Origin of the sequence: Lentzea alba (assembly GCF_047445655.1) — a bacterium.
Taxonomy (GTDB): domain Bacteria; phylum Actinomycetota; class Actinomycetes; order Mycobacteriales; family Pseudonocardiaceae; genus Lentzea; species Lentzea alba_A.
This window is the reverse complement of the sequence record NZ_JAJAEG010000005.1, coordinates 152,138-172,780: the sequence shown is the minus strand read 5'-3', so window position 1 is coordinate 172,780 and position 20,643 is coordinate 152,138. Positions and strand designations below refer to the sequence as shown.

The window sequence follows — 20,643 nt, the reverse complement described above, 5'->3', positions numbered from 1 at the left end:
ATGCGGCAGGCCATTTGTTAAAGGGTGAACGCACGTGGGTGTCCGAGGCCGGTGACGACCTCGGCTGATCGACTCGTGGTGCGGCCCAGACCGTGGAAGCTCGCGCTGTACCTGTTCGGCGCGGTGGTGTTCGTCGTGATCGGTGTGCTCCTGCTGATGTCGGGCAGCGTGTCCGGGTTCATCGCCGGGCTGCTGGGAATCGCGTTCTTCGGCGGCCTCCTGGTGCTCGTGGTCGCCAACGCGAGCGCGCGCCGGATGGCCCTGACGCGGGACGGCTTCGAGTTCCAGGGCGGGGTGATCCCGTGGGCCGACGTGGAATCCGTTGGTGTGGTGAAGGATCCGACCACGATGGTGGCGCTGCGGCTGCACAGCCGTGAGAGGTACCTGGCGTCCCTCAGCCGGGAGGGCGCGCGCGAAGCCAACCGCACCATCCGCTTCCTGAAGCCGTTCGCGCACGTCCTCCGCGCGATCCCGAGCATGCGGCGGTTCACCGAGGTCGACGGGCAGGGCGACCAGCTGAGGTGGAACCGGGACACGTACGGCTACGACATCGGCATCAGCCCGGTCTGGCTGGACCGGTCACCCGGCGACTTCGCCGAGCTGCTCGAGCGCTACCGGACCACCCGCTGACCGTCAGTCGAGCTCGCCCAGCATCGCGGTGCGCACGGTGTCGCCGTGCCGATCGGCCCAGGCGCCCAACGCGAAGATCGGCCCGAGCAGATCCCGCCCCGGCTCCGTCAGCGAGTACTCGACCCGCGGCGGCGCCTCGGCGTACCGGCGGCGTTCCACGAGCGCCATGCCTTCCATGCGGCGCAACGTCTGCGTCAGCATCTTCTGGCTGATGTGGCCGATGGTCTCCCGCAGCTCGCCGGGCCGCATCGGGCCCTCGCGCAACGTGTAGACGATCACTGTCAGCCAGGAGTTGGAGAACAGGTCGACCGCGATCCTGGCCGGGCAGTCGGCCTCGAAGTCGCCGTACGGCCCCAGGTCCGTCTGTTCGAGCGTCACGACGTTCAGCCTGCCAGTGCCGTTGCGCACCCGCAGGTGCCTTTCGGACTTCCTACCGTCTGCGGCATGCGAATCGGAATCATCGGTGCCGGGCAGATGGCACGAGCACTGGGCAACGGCTGGGCCGCGGCCGGCCACGAGATCAGGTACGGCAAGCGCGGCGAGGTCCGCGACGCCGTGGAGTTCGGGGACGTCACGCTGCTGGCGGTGCCCGTGTTGGCGCTCACAGACGTGTTGGCGCAAGGGAACTTCGACGGACAGACGTTGATCGACTGCACGAACGCCTTCGAACCGGACGAGGGCGACATGATGCTGGGCGAGGACGCCGTCGCCGAACGCATCGCGAAGCAGGCTCCGGGCGCGCGGGTGGTGAAGGCGTTCAACCTGTGCGCCGCCGAGGTGTGGGAGTCGGACGAGCGCGTGTTCGAGGGGCGTCGGCTGGCCGTGCCGCTGTGCGGTGACGACGCGGACGCGCTCGGTCAGGTCGAGCAACTCGTCCGTGACCTGAAAGCCGAGCCGGTGAGGGCGGGCGGGTTGCAGCGAGCCCGGTACCTGGAGGCGATGTCGGCGTTCGTCGTGGGGCTGTGGTTCGCGGGTGGCGACGCCCGCGCCGTGCTGCCACCACTCGAAGCGGCGTTCGCCGTTGCCGACTGACGGTTGAGGTGTCTGTCCGGTGGGAACCCCCGATCATGCCGGACAGACGTCTTCTCGCCGACCGTTACAGGTTGGGCGCGCTTCTGGGCACGGGTGGTGTCGCGGAGGTGCGCCGAGCCAGGGACGTCGTCCTGGCGCGTGATGTCGCCGTCAAGCTGTTCCGGTCCGGTCAGGACATCGCGGACGTGCGCAGGTTCGACAACGAGATCCGCACGCTCGCCGGGCTCTCGCATCCCGGACTGGTGACCGTGTACGACGCGGACACGTCCGGTGAGACCCCGTTCATGGTGCTGGAACTGGTCGAGGGCCGCACCTTGCGCGAACACATCGCGAGCGGGCCGATGGACGTCGACGAGGTGCGTCGGCTGGGCGCGGCGCTGGCAGACGCGCTGGCGCATGTGCACGCTCACAGCTTCATCCACCGTGACGTCAAGCCGTCCAACATCCTGCTGGACGACGACGGCGTTCCGCGCCTGGCCGACTTCGGCCTCGCACGTCTGGCCGACGGTGCGCGTCTCACGCGGGCCGACCAGGTCGTCGGCACGGCGGCCTACCTCGCACCGGAACAGGTGCGCGGCAGGAAGATCACCTCGGCGGTCGACGTGTACGCGCTGGGGCTGGTGCTGCTGGAGTGCCTGACCGGGCACCGCGAGTACGAGGGCGCGGAGATCGAGGCGGCCGTCGCGCGGCTGCACCGGCCACCGGACATCCCCGCCGATCTGCCGTTCGGCCTCACGCGGTTGTTGTCGTCGATGACGTCCTTGTCTCCGGCTCGTCGACCTTCTGCGGAAGAGTGCGCCGAGGCTTTGCTGGCGACGGATCCGCCCACGCTCGTCGCGCCGCGTCCCGTCCGTTCCCGTGGAGCGCTGGTCGCCGCATCAGCCGCGGTGCTGGTCGCGGCGGTCGGAACCGGGTTGGTCCTGCAGAACCGCGCCACCCCGGCCGAGTCTGCGCCACCGCCCACGTCGACGCAGCCGGCCACCGTCCAGCAGACACCGGTCGCCGAACAGCCGGTCGTCCAGCAGTCGGTCCTGCCGGAGTCGGTCCTGCAGACCACCGTGCCGCCACCGGCGCGGGAAGACGAGAAGGGCAAGGGGAAGCCGGGCAAGGGCAACGGCAAGGGCAAGCCCTGAGTCAGCGCAGCACGGGAAGCACGATCGCGGACGGCCGCGCCGGACCGTGGTGCACGGTCTGGTCGGCGGCGAGCAGCACGGTGGCCGTCGCGCGGGACTTGCCGGTACCGGGATTGCGGGTGTAGCGCGGGAAAGCACCGCTGGACACCTGAACCCGGAGGCGATGCCCGCGCCGGAAGCGGTACGCCGTCGGCCACAACCTGACGGCGGCGCGCTGAACCTCGTCGGCCCCGGTCAGGCTGACCAGGCCGTCGCACACGTTCCACGACCGGCCGTCGGGGTCGACGTCGCAGAGCCGCACGAACACGTCGGCGTGCGAGAGGCTGGAGGAGAACCAGATCTCGGCACTCACCTCACCGACCACCTCGACGTCCTCGGCCAGCACCGGCGTGGTGTAGGTCAGGACGTCCGGCCGGGCCTCCAGCGCGGTGTTGTCGACACGGCCGCTGTCGTCCACCATGCGCACACCGCCAGCCGCCGGAGTGGGATCGGCCGGGTCGTACCGGTAGGTGTCCACTGAGGACTCAGCAGCAGGCTCGGGACCGAGCACACCACCGGAACCGAGGTGGAAGCGCTGCGGTGAGCAGCCCTCGGGCGGCCACGATGAGAAGTCACGCCACGCGTCCTCGCCCATGACGTACAGCCGGACGGGTGCGCGGTCAGGCGGTTGCTCACCGCGAGCGTGGGCGAGCCCGAACTCCACGGCCTCCTGGACTGGCGTGGAGTTGAACTGCGCGTGCGTCCACGGGCCGACGGTCAGCCGGGCGGCACGCCCATGAGCCTGCAGCACCTGGAAGTCCCGCAGCTGACCGGGCAGGAAGATGTCGTACCAGCCGCCGATCGAGCTGACCGGCACCCGCACGTCGGCGACCCGCGCGCTGTGGTCGAACCCGTCCCACCGCGGCGAGCCGGCGTCGTGGGCGAGGATGTCCTGGATGTACGCGGAACGTTCACCGAACGCGGCGAAGTCGGCCTCGCGCAACGGAAGCGTGTGCAGCGCCCGAGCGACCCGGTTGCCCTGGAACTGCTTGCGCAGCATCGCGAGCGGCCGTTCCTGGGTGCCGACCAGCACACCCCACTCGAACGGCGTCTCCAGCGACATGCCGTCGGAACGCAGGAACTCGAGCGTCAGCGCGGACTCCGTCACCACCGGGATCATCGCCTTGACCTGCGGCGGCAACCGGTCGGCGACCGCCCACTGCACGTGCCCGAGGTAGCTCAGCCCGTACAGCACGATGGCGTCGGACCAGGGCTGCGCGACCAGCCAGTCCAGCGTCGCGAGCCCGTCCGCGCGTTCCTGGACCATCGGATCGAACGTGCCACCGGACCCGAACCCGCCGCGCACGCTCTGCATCACCACCTGGTACCCGCGCTCGGCCAGCGGGCGCGCCAGCATCTCGCCGAACAGGCGCCGGCCGTAGGGGGAGCGGATCAACGCGGTCGGCAGCCCGTCCCCACCGGAACGCGGCGTCCACCGGTCCGCCAGCAGCTCCACGCCGTCGGGCATCGGCACGCGCAAGTCGCGCTGCACCACGACGTTGCGGGTCAGCGGCGGCGAGAGCTTCAGCTTGCGCTGGATGAGGTAGCTGATCATCGGACCTCCATCAGCAGGGCGAGCACGCCCATCAGCCGGTCGGTGAACGCCTCCGGATCCGGTGCCCCGGCGACCACCCAGGCCGTGACGAACGACCCCGCGCCGCCGGTGATGAACGCGGCGAGATCGTCGACGGCGGCAGCGGTGAGGCGGTCGCCGTACAGGTGCACGACGCCCTGCCGGTTGATCGGCAGCAGCAAGCTGATCAGCCCGCGGTCCAGTGCGAACGCGCAGGGACCGGTGAGCAGGGCGCGGTAGAAGACCTGGTGCTCGGCGAAGTGCCGGGCCATGGCGAGGGTTTCCGCACGCGGGTCAACGGGTTCGTGGAGCTGCGCGAGGCGGGGCAGCAGCTCGCGGCGTGCGAGGTCGAGACCGGATTCCAGCAGTACCGAGTCGAGATCGCCGAAGTGCTGGTAGACGACCCGGCGGCTGACGTCGGCGGCCTCGGCGATCTCGGACAACGTGACCGCCGTCGTGCCGCGGGCGGTGACCAGGTCGAACGTCGCCTGGAGCACCGCAGCGCGGGTGCGGCGCACCCGGCGATCGCGGGCAGGTTCGACTTCGCGCAGATCCACACCTCAGATCATGCGCACATGTTACTAAGTATTCAAGTGTTACTTATTGGAGGATCTGGCCGGAGATGTGGGCGACGAGAGCGGGCGCGGATGCGAGCCGTACCTCGACAGATGCTCCGAGAGCCTGCAGACGTGTGGTGATCAGGGCCGGATCGGGGTGTTCGACGTGCAGCGACTCCAGCACCAGGCCTCCGGGTGCGGACAGCGCCGGAGACGGTGTGTCGCCCCAGCTGATCAGGAACGGCACGACGCCGCCGACGAGAGCGTTGCTGGTGAGGCGCCACCGCAGCACGTCGCCCGAGTCGGTCCGCCGCCGCCCGTCGATCACCTCACCGGGATCGAAGCCCGCGCGAGCGGCCGCGTCCCGTGCCTGCACGATGTCGTCGCACGTGACCGCCCATCCGACGAGGCGGGGAGTCGTCACACCGTCCACTCCGAACGGTCGCGGCAGCGCCGGTTCCGGCTGGCGCGGATCCGGCGCGATGATCTCCAGGTACGTGGTGGGGCCGAGTGCGAGCAACCTGTTGTGCGTGCCCAGGCCTAGGTGCTGGCCGCCGCCCGAGGCACGCACGCCGAAGCGTTCCTCGATCGCGTCCACGGCCGCGTCGAGCTCCGGCGCCGCGTAGACGAGGTGGTCGATCACGCGCCCCGCCCCAGGTACTTCTTGATGCAGTGCACGACACCCAGCCTGCTGGCGAAGGCGTTGAAGTCGGCGAGCCGCACCACCGTGAACCCGAGGCCGGTCCACAGCTGTTCCATCGAGTCGTCGATCACGGCCAGGTCGGCCTCCGGCCCGTGCCCGAACGTGGGCAGGTAGACGGTCCGGCCGCTGGAGCTGTTCTCCACCAGGCAGTTGTTCCAGGTGATGTGGTGCCAGGACCGCACCTTGATCACAGTTTCCGGCTGAGCGCCCGCAGCAGCGAAAGACGCCACCACCTCGCGCAGTTCGGCGCCGTCCGGAGAGTCGGCGAACGAGCGCAGCGCGGCGAACGTGAGTTGCTGGGTGACCTGAGGCCGGTGCACGAGCGGGTTGCGCTGGACGTCGAACCCGCGTCGCGAGAACTCGGCGGCGATCTCGTCGTAGGCGGTCTGCAGCGAGAACGGGGACTTGGTGCCGAGCGCGGCGTCGGCGAGGTCCGGGCTGCCAACGAGCACGCGGAACCGGCCGTCGTCGCCGGGACCCGCCAGGGTCACGAACATGTCGATGTGGAAGATCGGCTGGAGATCGCCGGTGCCGCCACCGGGCAGGTCGAGGAAGTACTCCCCGGCTGCCACGGTCGCGTAGTAGTTCTTCAGCCCCAACGGTCGTGAGGTGCCGACGAGCTGGAGCTCACGCGCGCTGTCGACGTGCCGGCTGAACAGCTGGCGGACGAACTCGACCTCCGTGTGGCCCGGCGGCACGCTGACCGGCAGTTCACCGCTGCGGATCAGCTCGAGCGTGTCGAGGAAGTAGTCGGTGCCCAGCAACCAGAAGTCGTCACCGATGAGGCAGTTCCCGCCCTGGAACACCAGCGGCGCCTGACTCGCGCGCACGGACGTGTACTCCTCGACGTTGTCCGCGATCAGCGAGTCGCCGGAGCGCGGGAACGACCACGGCTCCAGCAGGTACGTCCGGTCCTCCTCGACGTCGACCAGCGCCAGGTAGCCGTCCTCGGCCCAGTCGGTGAAGTCGACGTAATCCGGCATCGGCACGTACGCCACGTTGCCCTCGGGATGGCCGCGGAACCACTCCTCGACGACCTGCCGGTCACTCTCGTGGTGCACCACCACGAACCGGGTTCCGACGCGCATCGCGTTGATCACCGAACGGTAGCCCGCCGTCAGCGTGGGCGTGTGGACGCCGTAGGAGGGGAACGAGAGCAGCAGACTGTCGATCGTTCCCGACCACGACGAGATCAGGCTCGGACGCTGCACGCCGGGCCTGGCGCGGAACACGTTCAGCGTCGCGACCCGCGTGGAGCCGAACGCCGGGTCCCGGTCGGTGCGCTTGTGGTGCGGCGCATCGGGAACGAGGAAGCGGTAGGCGGCGTCTCCGTACGTGCCGGCACCCAAGGTGCACCTCCGGGATCAGCGGATCGCGTGCGGGCAGGATCCCACAACGATCACTCCGATTCGCGGGATTCGCGATGTCCGCGCAGTGAACCGGGGTGTGCCTTGGCGGACGGATCGTTGCGCGTCTTGATCAGGCTGGCGACGGTCACGATCACCAGGATCGAGATGATCACGCCGAGACTCAGCGGGGTGGGCACCTCGGGGATCGAAGCGGAGATGTCGACGTGGCCCCAGTGCAGGATCAGCTTCACGCCGATGAACGCCAGGATGATCGCGAGGCCGGCCGACAGGTAGACGAGCCGGTCGAGCAAGCCCTTCACCAGGAAGAACAACGCCCGCAGACCCAGCAGTGCGAACGCGTTGGCGGTGAACACGATGTACGGCTGCTCGGTCACACCGAACACGGCGGGGATCGAGTCGAGCGCGAACAGCAGGTCGACGCCGCCGATGGCCACCAGCACCACGAACAGGGGAGTGGCCATGCGCTTGCCGTCGAGGCGCGTGAAGATCTTGCCGCCCACGTAGTCGTCCGTGACCGGCAGCAGCTTGCGGGCGGTCTTCACGACGACGTTGTTCTCGACGTCCGGGTCCTCGTTGCGGTGCCGGAACAGCTGCACGGCCGTGTAGATCAGCAGCAGGCCGAACAGCAGGAACATGAACGAGAACAAGGACAGCAGCGTCGCGCCGACCGCGATGAAGATGCCGCGCATGATCAACGCCAGCACGATGCCGAACGTCAGCACCTTGTGCTGGTGCTCCTCCGGCACGAGGAACGTGGTCATGATGATCACGAAGACGAACAGGTTGTCGACCGACAGGCTCTTCTCGACGATGTAGCCGGCGAAGTACTCCGCGCCGAACCCGCCGCCGTGGGCGCTGGCGAACCACACGCCGAACCCGATCGCGACCAGGATGTAGAAGATCGACCACAGGCTGGCCTCGCGGAAACCGATCCGGTGCGGCCGCCACGCCGCGAGCACGAGGTCGACCGCCAGCAGCAGCACGATCAAGCCGATCGTGACCGCCCACGTCAGTCCGCTGATCTCCAGCACAGAGCACCCCTTCGACAGCCAGTCCGTCTTAAAAGGACGTTACCGGAGCCTGCCGCGCACCCCGGTCACCGCCACGGATGCCCACGATTCACACCGCGCAAGCCAGTGGTCCGCCGTTGTAGGCGATCGCGTCGCCCAATGCCGCTGCGACGTTGATGTCGGCGCTGTCGAGGTCGGCATAGGCGCGGTGCAGGTTGAGCACCAGTCGTTCTGCATCAGGCAGCTCGGCGAACTCGCCGAGGTCCGTCTCTCGTGCCGTTTCGAGCGGCGTCCGGCCCTTCTCCCGGCCCGCGACCGCGACATCGCGCACGAACTCGTAGTACCGCCGATGCGCCGCAAGCACGTCGGCGAACGACGAACCGGACACGAGCGGCCCGTGGCCAGGCACCACCACGGCGGCGTTGAAGCCTGCCAGCCAGTCGAGCGACCGCAGAGCGCCGTCCAGTGAACCCATCGCGATCATCGGCGTGACCTGGTGGAACACCAGGTCGCCGGTGAACAGGACGCGCTCTTCCGGCAGCCACGCCACCGCGTCGCCGACGGTGTGCGCCGCATAGCCGGGATGCCGCACGACTACAGGCGTTCGGCCGGCGTACAGGGTGATCTCGTCGCGGAATGAGATCGTCGGCGCGCGCACGGCGTCGACGCCCCACTCCGGGGTGGGCGACCACACGGGCGGGGTGTTGGCGAGGATGAAGTCCTGCAGGATGCCCTGGCGGGTGTGCTCGTGCGCGACGATCGCGGTCGAGTCCGGCAGCAGCGCGTTGCCGTAGACGTGGTCGCCGTGCAGGTGGGTGTTCACCGCGAGGCGGATCGGGGCGCCGCCGGTGGCCGCGTCGAGGGCGTCGAGGAACAGTCTGGTGCGGCGGGCGGTCGCGCAGGTGTCGACGAGCACGACCTCGCCGTCGGAGCAGACCGCTCCGGCGTTGTTGATCCACCACGTGCCGTCCGGCTGGATCCAGGCGTAGACGCCGGACGCGATTTCCTGCAGTTGCGGAGTCATGATCGAAACCTACTTCGAGGCAAAGCGGACCCGCACGTGAGGTCCGTTCGTCGGTGGGTGACGTCTGTCTCGCCACCATGGCACAGCGCACGGTCTGACTGCGAAACCGACGACGGGCACAGGGCGACGAAGACACCCTGTGCACAGTTGTGGCCGCGCAGCCCGTTGAGCAGCAAACATTTCCGCAACTTTCGGACGACTTGCCGACCGGTCCTCCGCGTCGGCGGCGGCCGGGCGAACGGCGCGTGCCTCGTCAAGTAGTAGCGTCGTGCCGGTGGAACTGCGAAAAGCCGTGACGGACGACGTCGTCGTGCTCGACGGCGGGATGTCGACCGCCCTGGAACTGGCCGGGCACGACCTGTCGGACTCGCTGTGGTCCGCGCGCCTGCTGCTGGCCGACCCGGACGCCATCCGTTCGGCGCATCTCGCGTACTTCCAGGCGGGCGCGCAGGTCGCGATCACGTCCAGCTACCAGGCCACGTTCGAGGGCTTCGCCGCACGCGGGCTGTCGCGCGCGGAGACTGAAACGTTGTTGCGCACCAGTGTGTCGTTGGCTCGTTCGGCCGCGTCGTCAGTGGACGGAGAGCGCTGGGTCGCGGCGTCCGTCGGTCCGTACGGCGCGATGCTGGCGGACGGGTCGGAGTACCGCGGCCGCTACGGGTTGAGCGTGAGCCGGCTTGAGGAGTTCCACCGGCCCCGCATCGAGGTGCTCGCCTCCTCCGATGCGGATCTCCTGGCCGTGGAGACGATTCCGGACGTGGACGAGGCCGAGGCGGTGCTGCGGGTCGTCGCGGGCAGCGGTGCGCCGATCTGGTTGTCCTACAGCGTGCGGGACGGCCGCACGTGCGCCGGGCAGGACCTCGCGGAGGCTTTCGCTGTTGCAGCGGGGGTTTCCGAGGTCGTCGCGGTCGGCGTGAACTGCTGCCGGCCGGAGGACGTCGAGGAGGCCGTCGAGGTCGCGCACCGCGTCACCGGGCTGCCCGTGGTGGTGTACCCGAACAGTGGTGAGCAGTGGAACGCCACGGCGCGCGCCTGGGAAGGTGGCGCGGTTCCCGTGGCCGAACCGGCTCTGCGGTGGGTCGCGGCCGGGGCGCGGCTCGTCGGGGGTTGTTGCCAGGTCGGCCCTTCGGGGATCGCGCGGCTCACCGAGGTGCTCGCGTCACCGAAGGGCTGAGCTCACGCCGCCACCCCGGTGTTCTGGCAGGCGGTCAGCCGCCATTGCCCGTTCTCCTTGGACATGACGAACAGGGGTGTGCCCTCGCCCTCGTCCTCGGACGGTTGACCGGTGCTGCTCACGTACAGCTGGCGCACCTTGACGGCGGCGACGTCGGCCCGGATGAACAGCACGCGCACCACCTCCATCGTGATCGTGAGACCTGCCATCCCGCCGGGCAGGACCTGGCGGGTGAACGCGGAGATCTCGTCCAGGCCGAAGAGTCTCTTGCCGCCGCCGGTCGTCCAGATCGCGTCGGCCCGGAACAGGCTGAGGAACTCTTCGACGTTCTCGTTCTGGGTGGCGTGCTGGACCGTGGCGACCACCTGCCTGATCGCCTCGATGTCCGTCGTGCGGGTGGGCTCATCGATCGTCGTGGTGTCCATGGTGCCAGCGTGCTACCTCCTGCTAAGTGGAGGTCAAGTGGTTCTCTCGACCCCCGGTGGTCTCCGGACGTGTTGCTGAGCCGCTACCCAGGAAGACCCGACGCCTGGAGAGCGACCGCGCGGATCTGCCGCATCAACGCAGACCTGCCTTAGAACGATAATCGTTTTCAGTTAGACTGCTCGGCATGGGAACCGAGGTCGTACTGGTAGCTGGATTCACCGACCACGACGTGGCCGACGCGCTGTGGCTCGCATCGCCGGATTCGGTGCTGGTCCGCCATGATCTGAGCGGGCTGGCCGATGGCGTCGTGCGCCGCTGGATCGACGGCCGGCTGACGGAGCTGACGCTCGCCCACGGCTGCGTGTCGTGCACCCTGCGACTCGACCTGCTGCCGTTGCTGGAGGAGCTGAACGGCCGGGTCGTCGTGCACCTCGACCCCGCGCTCGAACCGGAGGCGGTCTGCTTCGCGCTGAGCGAGACCGACATCCGGGTCGAGGCGGTGATCACGGTCGTCGACAGCGACACGTGGCTGGCCGACGCGACCGGCTCGGACACGCTCGCCGATCGCGGTCTCGGCGCCGCGGAGGAGGACGAGCGCACGGTGGCGCAGGTGGTCGTCGGCCAGGCGGAGTTCGCCGACGCGCTGGTGCTGACCGGCACGGATCCGTTGCTGACGGCGGTCTTGGACCGCCTGAACCCGCTCGCACCCCGCCAGGACCTCGCCGCGCTGGACGTGACGTCACTGCTCGCCGCGATCCCCGTCAACGCGCGCCGCGGCAGGTTCGACGACGGGTTCGGCTCGCTGCTGTACGGCAAGCCGACGTTGGAGTCCGCGTGCGGTGTCTCGGTCGTGCACTTCTCGGAACGCCGGCCGTTCCACCCGATGCGGCTGCACAAGGCCGTGGACGTCCTGCTGGAGGACGTCGTGCGCACCCGCGGCCGGGTGTGGGTGGCCAGCCAGCCGGAGGAGGCGCTGTGGCTGGAGTCGGCGGGCGGCGGGCTGCGGGTCGGGAACCTGGGACCGTGGCCGGCGGCCCCGTCGCAGGAGCTCGTCGTGATCACGACGTCGGCCTCGCCCGAGGTGATCACCGCGGCCCTGCGCGAGGCCGTGGTGACCGACGAGGAGCTGGCGCTGATGGACGAGCTGGAGTTCGTCGACCCGTTCGGGGAGTGGCACGAGGACGAGGACCTCTGAGTTCCGCACTGTGCGGAAGACCTCGGGGAGACCGGTGATCCGCGCCTCCACGGGTCGGCGTTGCCCGAGGACGAGCTGATCCTGACCAGGAAGGAACATCCATGCGCAAGCTCGTCTCACGCCTGCTCGTCGGCCTCGCCCTCACCGCCGGCTCGGTGGCTCTCGCTGTCCCGGCGTCGGCCGAGGAGTGGAACGACGTCGGCACGTTCCGCAGGCTGGTCGCGGTGAGTCAGCAGGCCGAGTTCGTCTGGGACAACAACCCGAGCCGCCAGGGCAGGCGGTTGTAGTCGCCGCCGGCGTTCGGATCGAGGCCCTGGTAGAGGAAGCGCAACCGGCACGGGCTGATCTCCATCGCCTGGTCGGTGCCGCTGCGGATCAGCTCGCCGTGGCTGATGTCCCGGGTCCACTGTCCACTGGGGAACGTCGTGGTGTTCGCGCGCGCGAACGGGTTCGGCTCGCTGTCGGCGAGCGCGGTCCACGGGCCGGTGATCGCGGGGCCGGTCCACGAGCGGAACCAGCGCCTGCCGTCCGTCCCGATCGCCTCGACCAGCAGCAGGTACTGGTTGCCGACCTTGTACACGTTCGGCGCCTCGAACAGGCGGTAGCGGTTGGCGTCCTGCATGGCGATCACGGTGTTGCGGAAGCCGTTGGGGAACTCGCCGACCGTGGTCTCCGAGCGGTAGAGGTGGCCGTTGTCGTCGGCGGAGAACAGGTAGCACTTCGCCGAGTCGCAGACGTTCCAGAAGTCCACCCAGTAGCCGTTGCCGATGTTGTCCCGGATGATCTGCGGCATCGACGAGTAGAAGTTCCTCGGCGCGGACCAGGTCTCCGGCCGGCTGATGTCGGTCGTCGTGGAGTACGAGCCGCCTGCGCCGGTCTGGTAGACGAGGTACCAGAGGCGTTGCGGGGCGAAGTAGAACACCTGCGGGGCGGCCCGGTAGCCGGCGCCGATGGCCGTGCGGTCGAGGTAGTGATGGGGCGCCGCAGCGGCTTGGGAGAAGTCGGTGAAGCTGAGGTACACGAGGTTGTAGCCGTTGGTGTAGGTCGACGCGAACACGTGGTAGCGGCCGTTGTGGAAGACCACGGTCGGGTCCTTCACCGCGAGGTTGGCGTGCGTGGCGTCCGGCTTCGGGCTGATCAGGACACCGCTGGAGGACCAGCGGAAGCTGTTCGGCAGGGCGGCCGCCTCCTGGCCGGTGTCGAGCCCGAAGAACTGGATGGCCCGCAACGCCATCCCGCCGGCCGGCAGCGAGTGTCCGGTGCCCTGCAACGAGATCGCCTCGACCCTGTCGCCGTACCGCGTGCGCGTCCAGTTCGGCTGCGGGGAGTCGGTGGACGTCGGCGTCGGCGGCAGGCCGTGGACGTTGGTCCACTGGTCGATCTCCTCGCCGAAGTTCGGATAGCGCAGGATTTCGTCCTGGGTGCCGTGCCAGAGCTGCACGCGCGGCCGTTTGCCCGTGTAGCCGGGGTAGGCGGACCTGGCGATGTCGCCCCACTGCTGCGGGGTGCGCAGCAGGGTTCCGTTGGCGCACTGGCTGTTCCACTCGGAGCCGTTGGTGGTGGCGAAACATCCGGCGGGCACGCCGGCGAACGCCGCGCCCGCGCTGAAGACGTCCGGGTAGTTGGCGAGCATGACGTTGGTCATCATCGCGCCGGACGACGCGCCGGTGACGAACACCCTTGCGGGGTCACCGTTGTGGCGCTGCAGCACGTACCTGACCATCGACATCAGGCCGACCGGGTCGCTGCCGCCGTCGCGCCGCAACGCCTGCGGTGAGGACACGTCGAAGCACTTGCTGTTCCTCGTGACGGTCGGGTAGATCACGACGAACCCGTGCTGGTCGGCGAGCCGCGCGAACTCGGTGCCGGAGTGGAACGCCTGCCCGGAGCCGCCGCAGTAGTGGACGGCGAGCAGCACGGCGGGTTTCGCGGCGACCCGGTCCGGGCGGTAGAGGTGCATGCGCAGGTTGCTGGGGTTGGTGCCGAAGTTCGTGACCTCGGTGAGCGTCGCCGCGGCGGCCTGCGGGGCGACCACCAGGCCGAGGAGCGCGACGACGGCGGCACCCAGTGCCTTGATCCCGTTGCGTTTCATGACAGATCGCATCCTCCTTCGCTGGACCCCGGCGGTCGACGGTAGTGACATAAAACGTTATCGACAACGTTTTACATCGAAGCGTCGAACAGCGGCCCGCGCCGAACGCTCCACCGGGGGCCGCCGTCCGTCCTAAGTGGACTTCATCGGACCTGGCACGGGTGATCGTTCACCGAGAACGCGATCGGGTCCGGGTTGTCGGCCCGGTGGTTTCCCGTGTACCCGACGACCTGGGTGCCGCCCACCGCGATGGTCGCGGTGTACGAGACGTTGGTGGCGCTCACATCGGCGCCGGACTGCTTGCCGGTCGCGTTCCACATGTCCGTCACGATCTGGCCGCGGGTGAACTTCCAGCGCAGTGTCCAGCCGTTGATCGGCGCCGTCCCGGTGTTGGTGATCGTCACGTCGGCGTTGTAGCCGCCGTTCCATCGATAGGTCACGCGGTAGCCGATGGCGCAGCCGAACACGGGTGCCGGGGCTGTCGTCGTCACCGGCGAGGGCACCGTGACGACGACAGGTGGTGGCGTTGTGGCGGCGGGTGGCTTGGCCTGACCCCTGCAGGGATCGCCCCACAGTCCGAGTCCGGCTGAGGTCGCGGCGGCCTCGGCTTCCCGGAACGCGGGGTCGTGCGGTGAGTCGCCGCGCAGTATTCCCTGGCTGACAGCGAGCAGGGCGTACTCGGTGCCGTCGTCGAGCCACAGCGGCGCTTCGTCGACGATGGTGGGATCACCCGCGTCGACCTTGACCGGCTTGTCCAGCAGGAACGCCTTGGCGAACGCGGTCGCGGCCTTCGCCCAGCACTCCTCCGGCGCCGCGAGGCCGGCCATGCGGATCCGCGTGCCGTCCGACAGCAGGACGGTGCGGCCGTCCTCCACGCCCTGGACGGTCAGCGTGTTCGCGATGGTCGGCGGTGCGACGAGGCGATGGGTGGTCGGTGGACCGGAAGCGATCGGAGCGGGCGATCCGGTGCATCCGGCGGCCACTATCGCGGCCATCACCAGAATGGTCGATCTGGGTCTCATTCTTTCCCCCGGTACTGCGGTAGTACGAGTGGAGCCGGGCAGTGGCGGGGAAGTTAGGCCAGACGGCGGCCGCGGTCAATACGATACTGATGAGTTCCGTTCGACGATTCCGCTGTCGAATCGCATCGAACAGGCTGGTAGTCGTGGTGTGGCCGTATTCGACAGCCTGGCGGATCGTGATGAGCACGTCACCTGAACTGGGGGTGGCGGGGTCGAATGTGGAATTCGAGCGCTTCGACTCGAATTCCGGTCGAATTTCACGTCGAATTGTCGAATGCATTCATTTCGTTGACGCCTGGCGCACGCGTTCGTAATATCCGGTTCACGCTCGTGGACGACGTTCACAAATATGAACTTCCATTCGGAGGGTATTGCGCCATGCGATTGTTCGTACGTGCGCTAGTGCTGGCGTGTGCCTGCACAGGACTGGCGAGCGCACCCGCGCACGCCGGCCATGACCCGGCCAGGCAGGTGCTGCCCGCCGGGGACGGATGGGCTTCGAGCGGTCCCGGGACCACCGGCGGGTCGGCCGCCGATCGCGTGCACACCGTGCGCACCCGTGCCGAGCTGGTCGCCGCGCTGGCCGCACCGGCGCCGCGGATCATCCGGATCAAGGGCGTGATCGAGGCGAACACCGGCCCCGACGGAAAACCGTTGGCGTGCCAGGACTACGCGACCGGCGGCTACACGCTGCCCGCGTATCTGGCCGCCTACGACCCCGCGGTTTGGGGGCGTGACCGGAAGCCGCAGGGGCCACTCGAAGACGCACGGGCGGCCTCGGCGCGCAACCAGCTCGCGGTGATCGGTCTCGAGGTGGGCTCGGACACGACGATCATCGGCGCCGGTCCCGGCGCCGGCATCACCGGCGGCAGTCTGCGCATCCACGGCGCACGCAACGTGATCGTGCGCAACCTGACGTTCCGCGACACCAGCGACTGCTTCCCCGCCTGGGACCCGACCGACAACAGCCCCGGTGCCCCGCCCGGCAACTGGAACTCGCTCTGGGACTCGGTGTCGTTGCAGAAGTCCGAGAACGTGTGGATCGACCACAACACGTTCACCGACGAACCGAACGTCGACAGCACTCAGCCGCTCTACTTCGGCAGGCCCTACCAGGTGCACGACGGCCAGCTCGACATCACCGCCGCCTCCGACCTGGTCACCGTGTCGCGCAACGTCTTCACCGCGCACGGCAAGACCATGCTGATCGGCGGGTCCAACACCTCGACGACCGACCCCGGCAAGCTGCGGGTCTCCGTGCACCACAACGTCTTCCGCAACGTCCAGGAGCGCGCCCCGCGCGTCCGGTTCGGCCAGGTGCACGTCTACAACAACCTCTACGAGGGCCTGCCGGTCTACAGCTGGGGTGTCGGCGTGCAGTCGCAGATCTACGCCCAGAACAACTACATCCGGGGCATCGCCCCGGAGAAGATCGTCTACAACTGGGGCGGCACCGCGATCACCGACACCGGCAACCTCGTCGACGGCAAGCCCGCCAGCCTGGTGGACGCTCACAACGCCGCGTTCTCCGACAAACGACTCGGCACGGACGCGGGCTGGACGCCGACGCTCAACCGCGGCCTCGAACCCGCGCACCGGATCCGGCACCTGCAGGCAGGCGCGCAGTCGGCAGGCCATCACCTGGTGGTCGGCGACGGGTTCGCGACCGTGCAGTCCGCGATCGACGCCGCTCCGGCCGGTGGCGTGATCACCCTGCCGAAGGGCGTGTACCGCGAGGTCATCAAGATCCCGGCGAGCAAGCGGGGACTGACCCTGCGCGGCGCCACCGGTCGCGCGCAGGACGTCGTGATCGACTACGACAACGCCAACGGTACGAAGAAGCCCGACGGCACGACTTACGGCACGTCCGGCAGCGCCACCGCGACCATCGCCGCGGACGACTTCAAGGCGCGCGACCTCACGTTCCGCAACTCGTTCGACCGCAAGAAGCACCCGGAGATCACGAACACCCAGGCCGTCGCGGTGAAGGCCACCGGCGACCGGATGTTCTTCGACCGAGTGCGCTTCGATGGCCACCAGGACACGCTCTACGCGGACTCCCCGAACGTGACCACACGCTCCCGCCAGTACTACCGCGACTGCGCGATCACCGGTGACGTCGACTTCATCTTCGGCCGTGCCACCGCCGTCTTCGAACGGGCGACGATCACCGCGCTCACCCGCGGCAGCAACTCGAACGGTTACGTGACCGCGGCCAGCACCCAGCGCGGCAACCCGTACGGCTTCCTGATCGTCGACTCGCAGATCCGCAGCGACGCACCGGCGGGCACGTACTACCTCGGCCGGCCGTGGCACCCCGGCGGCGACCCGGACGCGATCGCTCAGGTGGTCATCCGCAACACCTCGCTGCCTGCCGCGATCAAGCCCGCGCCGTGGACGGACATGTCGGGCTTCCCGTGGCGAGGGGCCAGGTTCGCGGAGTACGAGAACACCGGTCCCGGCTCGGGCAGGGGCACCGACCGGCCGCAGCTGACCGACGAGCAGTCGAAGCGGTTCACCAAGAGCGCCTACCTGGGCGGGTGGATCCCGGCGTGAGGACCCGCACGTGGGCGCCGTACGCGCTCATCGCCCCAACGCTGCTGCTGATGGCGGTGTTCCTGGTCTACCCGATCGCGTCGGTCGGGTGGTTCAGCCTGCGTCAGCACACCGTCACCCAGCCGTGGAAGAACGGCTTCATCGGGTTCGAGAACTTCCGGCGGATGCTGTTCGACGACGCGTTGTTCTGGCAGAGCCTCGTGTTCAGCGCGAAGTGGGTCGTCGTCGAGGTCGGCCTGCAGCTGGTGCTCGGTCTGGTTCTCGCGCTCATCGTCAACGAGACGTTCGTCGGCCGCGCGGTGGCACGAGCACTGGTGTTCTCGCCGTGGGCGGTGTCCGGTGTGCTCACCACCGGCATCTGGATCCTGCTCTACAACCCGTCCACGGGTATCTTCCAGCAGCTCGCGCAGTGGGGCATCGGCGATCCCGGCACGTCGGTGCTCGGCGACCCGGCGACGGTCTTCCCCGCCACCGTGGTCACGGAACTGTGGCGCGGGGTGCCGTTCTTCGCGATCTTGCTGCTCGCCGACCTGCAGACCATCCCGAACGACCTGTACGAGGCCGCGTCGGTCGACGGCGCCGGGCGGTGGCGCAAGTTCATCAGCGTCACCCTGCCGCACCTGCGCGACGCGATCGTGCTGTCGACGCTGCTGCGTGCGGTGTGGGAGTTCAACAACGTCGACCTGATCTACACGCTCACCGGCGGCGGCCCGGCGAACCAGACGACGACGCTGCCGTTGTACGTGGCGCGCAAAGCCGTGGACTCGCACGACTTCGGCTACGGCTCGGCGCTGACGATGGCCGGCTTCGTGATCCTGCTGTTCTTCTCGATCCTCTACCTGAGGCTGTCCAAGTTCGGGAGCCGGGCATGACCCAGACAGTGACACAGCCCCTCACCCGCCCGGAAACGGTTCTGCCGCCACCGCCGGTGCCACCGCGACGGAAGAAACACCGCGATCCATCGCGCTACCTGCGACTGCACCTGCCGTTGGTGCTCTATCTGTTGTTCACGCTCATCCCGTTCTACTGGATGCTCGTGTTCGCGCTGCGACCGGCGGGGGAGACCTCGCTCGTGCCGTGGCCGATCACGTTCGAGCACTTCGACACAGTGTGGAACGGCGTCGGTTTCGGGTTGTTCTTCCAGAACAGCCTGATCATCGGGCTCGGCACGCTCGTCACCGTCACGGTGTTCGCGCTCATGGGCGGTTACGCGCTGGCGCGCTTCAGGTTCCGCGGCCAGCGGGTGTTCCTGCTCGCGTTGCTGTGCACGCAGTTCATCCCCGGCGCGATGATGCTGATCCCGCTGTTCGTGATCTTCAAGAGCGCCGGTCTGCTCAACAGCCTCACGGGGCTCGTCATCGCGGACACCGCGTTCCAGCTGCCGCTCGCGCTGATCCTGATGAGCGGGTTCGTGCGCAACGTCCCGGTGGAGCTCGAAGAGGCCGCGATGGTCGACGGGTGTTCACGGCTGCGGGCGTTCTTCGCGGTGACGCTGCCGCAGCTGCGTCCGGCGCTGGTGGCCGTCGGGTCGTTCGCGTTCATCGGGGCCTGGAACAACTTCCTGTTCGCGCTGATGTTCGCGAGCAGGCAGGACAAGTTCACGCTCCCGGTCGGCCTCAGCTACGCGCTGGGGGAGTTCAACACCGACTTCGGGGCGCTCGCGGCGGGCGGAGTCGTCGCCGCGGTGCCGGTCGTGCTGGTTTTCGCCGTGGTGCAGCGGTTCCTGGTGCAGGGACTGAGCGCCGGCGCGGTCAAGGGTTGACTTCTCCGCTCATTGAGGGAGTGGATTCCTGCTTCTTCGCCGATCGCCCGCTCGGAGTGTTCCGTTGAGGTCTTACATCAGCTCCACAGGCCGATGCCGCCAGCCCGGCGGCCATGATGTTGCGCGCTGCATTGACATCGCGGTCGTGTTCGGCACCGCAGGCACACGTCCACACGCGGATGTTCAACGGCATGGTGTCGCGGCGTGTTCCGCACGACGAGCACCGCTTGGAGGAGGGGAACCACCGGTCCACGGCGATCACATTTCGTCCGTACCAGACCGCCTTGTATTCCAACATTTCTCGGAACCGTGCCCATCCCGCGTCACTGATGGCACGCGAGAGGCTTCGGTTCTTGACCATGGTTCGCACGGACAGGGTCTCGATCACGAGCGTTTGGTTTTCGCGCACGAGCCGAGTGGTGATCTTGTGCAGGTGGTCGTGGCGGCGATCCGCGATCCGGGCGTGGATCCGGGCCACTTTGCGCCGTGCCTTGATCCGGTTCGCTCCGTCACCGCTCGCCTTGCGTGCCAGGGCCCGTTGGGCGCGTGCGAGGCGGTCTCGGTCACGGCGTTCGTGCCGGGGGTTGGTGAACTTCTCTCCTGTGGACAGCGTCAACAGGTGATTCAGGCCGGCGTCCACACCGACTGTGTTCGTGGCCGGAGGCAGCGCTGTCACAGTTGGGTCCTGACACCGCAAGGACACGGACCAACGACCAGCGCTGTCCTGCGACACGGTGACCGTGGACGGAGACACTCCATCGGGCAGCTGACGCGACCACACGATGTCCAATGGTTCAGCCATCTTCGGCAGTGTCAACCGGCCATCGGAATACCGGAACGCGCCTCTCGTGTACTCGGCCGAGCGGCGGGACTTCCTCCGAGACTTGAACCGCGGATACTTCGCCCGCTTGCCGTAGAAGTTCGCGAAAGCCATCTGCAGGTGTCGCAACGACTGCTGCAGCGGCACCGACGACGCCTCAGTGAGGAACGCCAGGTCCTGGGTCTTTTTCCACGCTGTCAGCATCGCCGACGTGCTGTAGTAGTTCACCCGTTCCTGTCGCTCTACCCACGCTTCGGTGCGCGCAGCGAGCGCCAGGTTGTAGACCGTGCGCACGCAACCGAACGTGCGCAACAGCTCTGCAGCTTGCGAATCGCTCGGATAGAAGCGGAACTTGAACGCCCGCGTTACCGGCACACTCCTCACTCCCACAACCTAGCGCCTTGGGACAGCGGCTTCTGGACTGTGTCCTGCCGGGCGTGCGCAGCATCGGCTCGGCCGATGACTGTCTTTCCTTTTGGCGCGAGTCTGCGTGCTATCGCCGATCTGAAGGCTTTGACGTCCACA

Annotated in this window: 21 protein-coding genes; 10 read left to right on the top strand and 11 right to left on the bottom strand. The window is 68.3% G+C overall.

What is annotated here, in order from left to right; translation table 11 throughout:
- The first annotated feature begins 51 nt into the window (after positions 1 to 51).
- A complete protein-coding gene (locus LFM09_RS10515; protein ID WP_414096153.1) occupies positions 52 to 630 on the top strand; it encodes an STM3941 family protein in 579 nt (192 codons plus the stop codon).
- A gap of 3 nt (positions 631 to 633) precedes the next feature.
- On the opposite strand, the gene LFM09_RS10510 is transcribed toward LFM09_RS10515, so the two are convergent.
- The gene (locus LFM09_RS10510; RefSeq protein ID WP_414096152.1) at positions 634 to 1,008 is read right to left on the bottom strand and encodes a winged helix-turn-helix transcriptional regulator; all 375 of its coding nucleotides are present in this window, start codon (positions 1,006 to 1,008) and stop codon (positions 634 to 636) included.
- A 66-nt stretch (positions 1,009 to 1,074) separates the two neighbouring features.
- On the opposite strand from LFM09_RS10510, the gene LFM09_RS10505 reads away from it, so the two are divergent.
- On the top strand, positions 1,075 to 1,662 hold the full coding sequence (locus LFM09_RS10505; RefSeq protein WP_414096151.1) for an NADPH-dependent F420 reductase: 588 nt from the start codon (positions 1,075 to 1,077) through the stop codon (positions 1,660 to 1,662).
- Positions 1,663 to 1,733: 71 nt separating this feature from the next.
- Positions 1,734 to 2,795, top strand: coding sequence for a serine/threonine-protein kinase (locus LFM09_RS10500; RefSeq protein WP_414096150.1), 1,062 nt, complete (start codon positions 1,734 to 1,736; stop codon positions 2,793 to 2,795).
- 1 nt (position 2,796) lies between these two features.
- Here the strand turns inward: LFM09_RS10500 and LFM09_RS10495 are convergent, their stop codons facing one another.
- From LFM09_RS10495 to LFM09_RS10470, 6 genes are all read right to left on the bottom strand, one after another.
- Positions 2,797 to 4,389 carry a CocE/NonD family hydrolase gene (locus LFM09_RS10495; protein ID WP_414096149.1) on the bottom strand — a complete coding sequence of 531 codons (1,593 nt, stop codon included), beginning with the start codon at positions 4,387 to 4,389 and terminating at the stop codon, positions 2,797 to 2,799.
- A complete protein-coding gene (locus LFM09_RS10490; protein WP_414096148.1) occupies positions 4,386 to 4,964 on the bottom strand; it encodes a TetR/AcrR family transcriptional regulator in 579 nt (192 codons plus the stop codon). Before LFM09_RS10490 ends, LFM09_RS10495 begins: the two co-directional genes overlap by 4 nt.
- A 43-nt stretch (positions 4,965 to 5,007) precedes the next feature.
- Positions 5,008 to 5,607: a VOC family protein gene (locus tag LFM09_RS10485; RefSeq protein WP_414096147.1), complete on the bottom strand. Its 600-nt coding sequence runs from the start codon at positions 5,605 to 5,607 to the stop codon at positions 5,008 to 5,010.
- The gene (locus LFM09_RS10480) at positions 5,604 to 7,016 is read right to left on the bottom strand and encodes a hypothetical protein (RefSeq protein WP_414096146.1); all 1,413 of its coding nucleotides are present in this window, start codon (positions 7,014 to 7,016) and stop codon (positions 5,604 to 5,606) included. Before LFM09_RS10480 ends, LFM09_RS10485 begins: the two co-directional genes overlap by 4 nt.
- A gap of 50 nt (positions 7,017 to 7,066) precedes the next feature.
- Positions 7,067 to 8,068 carry a TerC/Alx family metal homeostasis membrane protein gene (locus LFM09_RS10475; protein ID WP_414096145.1) on the bottom strand — a complete coding sequence of 334 codons (1,002 nt, stop codon included), beginning with the start codon at positions 8,066 to 8,068 and terminating at the stop codon, positions 7,067 to 7,069.
- 88 nt (positions 8,069 to 8,156) lie between these two features.
- Positions 8,157 to 9,071, bottom strand: coding sequence for an MBL fold metallo-hydrolase (locus LFM09_RS10470; protein ID WP_414096144.1), 915 nt, complete (start codon positions 9,069 to 9,071; stop codon positions 8,157 to 8,159).
- Between the two features lie 274 nt (positions 9,072 to 9,345).
- Between LFM09_RS10470 and mmuM the strand changes: the two genes are divergently transcribed.
- Positions 9,346 to 10,245: a homocysteine S-methyltransferase gene (gene mmuM, locus LFM09_RS10465; protein ID WP_414096143.1), complete on the top strand. Its 900-nt coding sequence runs from the start codon at positions 9,346 to 9,348 to the stop codon at positions 10,243 to 10,245.
- Between the two features lie 2 nt (positions 10,246 to 10,247).
- Here the strand turns inward: mmuM and LFM09_RS10460 are convergent, their stop codons facing one another.
- Positions 10,248 to 10,670 (bottom strand): SgcJ/EcaC family oxidoreductase, encoded by a 423-nt coding sequence (locus LFM09_RS10460; protein ID WP_414096142.1) that lies wholly within the window; start codon positions 10,668 to 10,670, stop codon positions 10,248 to 10,250.
- Positions 10,671 to 10,855: 185 nt separating this feature from the next.
- Here LFM09_RS10460 and LFM09_RS10455 point away from each other — a divergent pair, with 185 nt between their 5' ends.
- The gene (locus LFM09_RS10455) at positions 10,856 to 11,866 is read left to right on the top strand and encodes a CobW family GTP-binding protein (protein ID WP_414096141.1); all 1,011 of its coding nucleotides are present in this window, start codon (positions 10,856 to 10,858) and stop codon (positions 11,864 to 11,866) included.
- Between the two features lie 101 nt (positions 11,867 to 11,967).
- On the top strand, positions 11,968 to 12,153 hold the full coding sequence (locus LFM09_RS10450) for a hypothetical protein (RefSeq protein WP_414096140.1): 186 nt from the start codon (positions 11,968 to 11,970) through the stop codon (positions 12,151 to 12,153).
- Here the strand turns inward: LFM09_RS10450 and LFM09_RS10445 are convergent.
- Positions 12,096 to 13,958, bottom strand: coding sequence for a non-reducing end alpha-L-arabinofuranosidase family hydrolase (locus LFM09_RS10445; protein ID WP_414096139.1), 1,863 nt, complete (start codon positions 13,956 to 13,958; stop codon positions 12,096 to 12,098). The genes LFM09_RS10450 and LFM09_RS10445 overlap by 58 nt on opposite strands.
- Before the next feature lie 143 nt (positions 13,959 to 14,101).
- Positions 14,102 to 14,833: a cellulose binding domain-containing protein gene (locus tag LFM09_RS10440; RefSeq protein ID WP_414096138.1), complete on the bottom strand. Its 732-nt coding sequence runs from the start codon at positions 14,831 to 14,833 to the stop codon at positions 14,102 to 14,104.
- A gap of 16 nt (positions 14,834 to 14,849) precedes the next feature.
- On the opposite strand from LFM09_RS10440, the gene LFM09_RS10435 reads away from it, so the two are divergent.
- The 4 genes from LFM09_RS10435 to LFM09_RS10420 all read left to right on the top strand — a co-directional run bounded on the left by LFM09_RS10435 (position 14,850) and on the right by LFM09_RS10420 (position 19,298).
- On the top strand, positions 14,850 to 15,176 hold the full coding sequence (locus LFM09_RS10435) for a hypothetical protein (protein ID WP_414096137.1): 327 nt from the start codon (positions 14,850 to 14,852) through the stop codon (positions 15,174 to 15,176).
- Positions 15,177 to 15,358: 182 nt separating this feature from the next.
- Positions 15,359 to 17,536, top strand: a complete 2,178-nt coding sequence (locus LFM09_RS10430) for a pectinesterase family protein (protein ID WP_414096136.1) — start codon at positions 15,359 to 15,361, stop codon at positions 17,534 to 17,536.
- Positions 17,533 to 18,408 carry a carbohydrate ABC transporter permease gene (locus LFM09_RS10425; RefSeq protein ID WP_414096135.1) on the top strand — a complete coding sequence of 292 codons (876 nt, stop codon included), beginning with the start codon at positions 17,533 to 17,535 and terminating at the stop codon, positions 18,406 to 18,408. Before LFM09_RS10430 ends, LFM09_RS10425 begins: the two co-directional genes overlap by 4 nt.
- Positions 18,405 to 19,298, top strand: a complete 894-nt coding sequence (locus LFM09_RS10420; protein WP_414096134.1) for a carbohydrate ABC transporter permease — start codon at positions 18,405 to 18,407, stop codon at positions 19,296 to 19,298. Before LFM09_RS10425 ends, LFM09_RS10420 begins: the two co-directional genes overlap by 4 nt.
- Here the strand turns inward: LFM09_RS10420 and LFM09_RS10415 are convergent.
- On the bottom strand, positions 19,288 to 20,493 hold the full coding sequence (locus LFM09_RS10415; RefSeq protein WP_414096328.1) for an RNA-guided endonuclease InsQ/TnpB family protein: 1,206 nt from the start codon (positions 20,491 to 20,493) through the stop codon (positions 19,288 to 19,290). The genes LFM09_RS10420 and LFM09_RS10415 overlap by 11 nt on opposite strands.
- Between the last annotated feature and the right edge of the window lie 150 nt (positions 20,494 to 20,643).